Below are 3,913 nucleotides of genomic sequence, written 5' to 3'. Positions count from 1 at the left end.
CAACATGAAGGGCGGCATCGGTGGGGAACCGGTCGAAGTCATCGTGCGTGACCACGGGAACGAACCGCAGCGCGGAATCGAGTGCTACTCGAAACTCAGCCGCGAGGGCGTCTTTGTTTTCGATACCCTGTCCACTCCGGTCTCTCTGGCTATCCTGCCGCGGGCCATGGAAGACGAGCGTATCCTGATGCAGTCGCTTGTCGGCCGAGGCGATGCCGTCGACGGCACCGTTTTCGAATGGGTCTATCCGGTCGGACCGACCTATTGGGGACAGGCGGCCAATGATGTTGCCTACATAAAGCAATTGCATGATGGCGACTTGTCGGACGTGAAGGTGGGGTTTGTGTATTTCGATTATCCTTTCGGACAGGAGCCGATCGAGATCCTGGAAACCTTGTCCGAAAAAGAGGGTTTCGAGCTTGAGCTTTACCCTGTGCCACTGCCTGGCAGCGACCAGGCCGGAGTGTGGTCCAAGGTGCGCCGCGACAAGCCCGATCATGTAATCGTCTGGATGTTGGGCGGTGCGCATGTGGTCGCGTCGAAGGAGATGCAGCGCAATCGCATTCCGATGGACAAGTACATCTCGGTCAACTGGTTGAACGAAGTCGATATCGCCAACATCGGTAAAGAGGCCGCCAAGGGTATCAAGCGCGGTACCAATGTCGTGGGCGGTCAGGATATTGCCCTGTATCAGGAAATCATGGCCGAGCTTTATGACAAGGGCGAGGGGTCCGGCCCGATCGAGAAGACGCAGGACGTTTTCTACAACACCGGTCTGGCGATGTATTCAATCATGTTCGAAGCCGCGCGCAGGGCGGCAGAACAGGAAGGCCTTCCGATAACCGCGGAGTCCTACAAAGCCGGACTGGAATCTCTTGAGGGATACGACGCGAACGGGTTGATGGCCCCCATTACGGTGACGGCCGAAGATCATGGCGGCGGCGGTAAGACCCGGATCGAGATGTGGGACGGGGAGACTTGGGTGCCGCAAACCGACTGGATCTCTGAGTACACGGACGTCGTGTGGGACGTGGTGAAAGAAAGTTCCTCAAAATACGAGCAGTGAATGACCAATAGCAGGAAGGGCGACGCTACGCGGGGCGGCAGCGGCGTTTATAAGACAGTATCACCGCCCCAAACCAAACCAACGGGAGAGAGAACATGAAAGTCACACAGCAAATTAAGGCAGTGGTCCTTGCTGCTGCGCTGGCAACAAGCGCGACTGTGGCCTCAGCGCAGGACAAGGAGCCGATCCGCTTCGGACTCTGCTTCGACCTCAGCAAGTCCTACACCTTCATTTCGCCTCAGGTGGCCCAGGCCGCTCAGGACCTCGCGATGTATACCAACGAAAACGGTGGTATCGAAGGGCATCCGGTGGAAATCATCGTGCGCGATCACGGCAACGAACCGCAGCGCGGCGTGGAATGCTACGAGCAGCTCAAGCGTGAAGGTGTATTCATTTTCAACATGCTCTCGACGCCGGTCACGAATGCGGTTCTGCCCCGTGCAATGAGAGACGGTAACATCCTGATGCAATCGTTCGTCGGTCGGGGTGACGCCGTGGATGGCGAGGTGTTCGAATGGGTTTTCCCGGTCGGCCCGACCTATTGGCAGCAGGCGGCGAACGACGTTGCATTCATCAAGGAGCAGATGGGCGGTGATCTGAGCGATGCGAAGATCGGGTTCATCTATCTGGACTACCCCTTTGGCCAGGAACCGATCGAGATCCTGAAAACGCTTTCCGAGAAGGAAGGGTTCGAACTGGAGCTTTATCCCGTGCCGCTTCCCGGGTCGGATCAAGCCGGCGCATGGAGCAAAATCCGCCGCGACAAGCCCGACTATGTGATCAGCTGGCTACTGGCGGGCGGACATGTGGTCGCCTCGAAGGAAATGCGCCGCAACCGTTTCCCGATCGACCGCTATCTGTCGGTGAACTGGCTGAACGAAGTCGATATCGCCAATATCGGCGCGGAAGAGGCGAAAGGCATCCTGCGCGGGACCAACGTGGCCGGCGGCCAGGAAGTCCCGCTCGTCAAGACGATGCTGGACACCTACTATGCCAATGGCGAAGGCAGCGGCCCCGAGAGCTTGGTGCACGATGTCTACTACAACACCGGTCTTGCGATCTATTCGGTCGGTTTCGAAGCTGCCCGTATCGCGATCGAGGAGAACGGATGGCCGTTGACGCCAGAGAGCATGAAAGCGGGCTATGAAGCGATCGAGAACTTCGACGGCAACGGTCTCATGGCGCCGGTCACGGTGACCGCGGAAGACCATGGCGGCGGTGGCAAGACCCGGGTCGAACAGTGGGATGGCGAGACCTGGGTTCCGCTTACCGACTGGAGCGCCGATTACCTCGATATCGTTTGGGAAGTGATCAAGGAAAGCTCCGAGTCGTTCTCAGTCGAATGAACACAAGCATCCCCGCGGCACCCATGCCGCGGGGATTTTTCGCACAAATACAGTCCATGAATAACGAAGTTAATGCTATGAGCCCCATTGATGTGAAGATCGAAGACGGCATCGCAACCGTCTGTATCAACCGGCCCGAACGCAAGAACGCACTTTCCGTGGCCGCAACGAACGGGCTGACGGATGCCTGGGAGAAGATCGAGGCGGATGACAGCATTCGCGCGGCAATACTGACCTCGGCCGATTGCGGCGTGTTCTGTGCCGGGCTGGATCTGAAGGAAGCCACCCAGATCGCGCGGGACGAGGGTGTCGATATCCTGTCCAAGATGCGCGATCCGTTTCACGAAACCATGCGCGCCTGCAAGAAACCGATCATCGCGGCGATGACCGGGTCTTTGATGGCGGGCGGCATGATGCTGACCTTGAATTGCGATCTGCGGGTCGGTCTCAAGGGGACCAAGGTCGGTATCACCGAAGTAAAGATCGGTCGTGGATCGCCCTGGGCATCGCCGGCATTGTCCATGCTGCCACAGCCCATCCTTATGGAGATCGTTCTGACCGGCGACCTGATGCCGATCGAGCGCCTGCACGAATACGGGTTCACCAACTATATCGAAGACACCCCCGATGCTGTCCGCGCACGGGCCTTCGACCTTGCCAAACGCATTGCCAGCGCGGCCCCGCTGTCGGTTGTTGCCGCGAAAGGCAGTGTTCGCGCAACCATGGATCTGGGCTGTGCCGGTGGTCTGGAAGAGGGCAAGCGCCTGCACGAAGTGGTTTACGCCAGCAACGACGCGATTGAAGGCCCCAAGGCCTTCGCTGAAAAACGAGCACCCGTCTGGACTGGGACCTGATGGAGGCTTGAATGACTGAACTTATTCGTCTGGACAGGGAAGGCCCTGTCGGAATCCTGCGGTTTCTTCAGCCGACAAAACGCAACCCTTACAGCATCGGGTTCGTCGAAGAACTGGTGGCGCTCCTGCGCGAAGCCGAACGGGACGATACGATCCGTGTCGTTGTTATGACCGGTGGCGATCATTTCAGCAGCGGCGGCGATCTTGTCGGGTTTCAGTCTGAGATCGCGAAAGGCGCAAGGGCGACATCGGAAATGGTGGACCGCGTGCACGATGGCGGACGCGCGGCCTATCTGTTTTGTAAACCCTTGATTTCCGCGGTATGCGGCGTGGCTTTTGGCGCGGGTCTAAGCCTGGCCTTGTCGGCGGACATTGTCGTTGCTGCCGAAGATGCCCGGCTGTGCGAAGTTTTTGCGCGCGTCGGCGGCTGTCCTGACACGGGATCTAGCTGGCTGCTTCAACAGCGTGCCGGTGCGGGGGTGGCGCGGATGCTGGTGCTCACGGGCCGTGAAATCGACGGGCGCACCGCTAGGGACCTGCGCGTTGTCGAAGAATGCGTGCCGGCCAACCAGGTCGAGGTACGGGCGTTGGAAATTGCCCGCGAGATTGCAACGCACCCGATGTTTGGCGTTCAGACCGCCAAGCGT

General features: G+C 59.0%; 4 protein-coding genes. All 4 read left to right on the top strand.

Annotation, left to right across the window (positions count from 1 at the left end; all coding sequences use genetic code 11):
• A partial coding sequence (locus tag ACU0FH_RS16645) for an ABC transporter substrate-binding protein (protein WP_446195768.1) occupies nt 1-1,066 on the top strand: 1,066 nt, incomplete at its 5' end.
• 95 nt (nt 1,067-1,161) lie between these two features.
• Nucleotides 1,162-2,412, top strand: a complete 1,251-nt coding sequence (locus ACU0FH_RS16640; protein WP_027264307.1) for an ABC transporter substrate-binding protein — start codon at nt 1,162-1,164, stop codon at nt 2,410-2,412.
• A gap of 77 nt (nt 2,413-2,489) precedes the next feature.
• A complete protein-coding gene (locus ACU0FH_RS16635) occupies nt 2,490-3,266 on the top strand; it encodes an enoyl-CoA hydratase/isomerase family protein (protein WP_027264308.1) in 777 nt (258 codons plus the stop codon).
• Between the two features lie 11 nt (nt 3,267-3,277).
• Nucleotides 3,278-3,913, top strand: a 636-nt coding sequence (locus tag ACU0FH_RS16630; RefSeq protein ID WP_446195766.1) for an enoyl-CoA hydratase/isomerase family protein, incomplete at its 3' end; no start/stop codon positions are given.

Source organism: Heliomarina sp., from assembly GCF_052826185.1.
The sequence above is the reverse complement of the archived record's forward strand: the minus strand, read 5'-3'. Positions and strand labels throughout refer to the sequence as shown.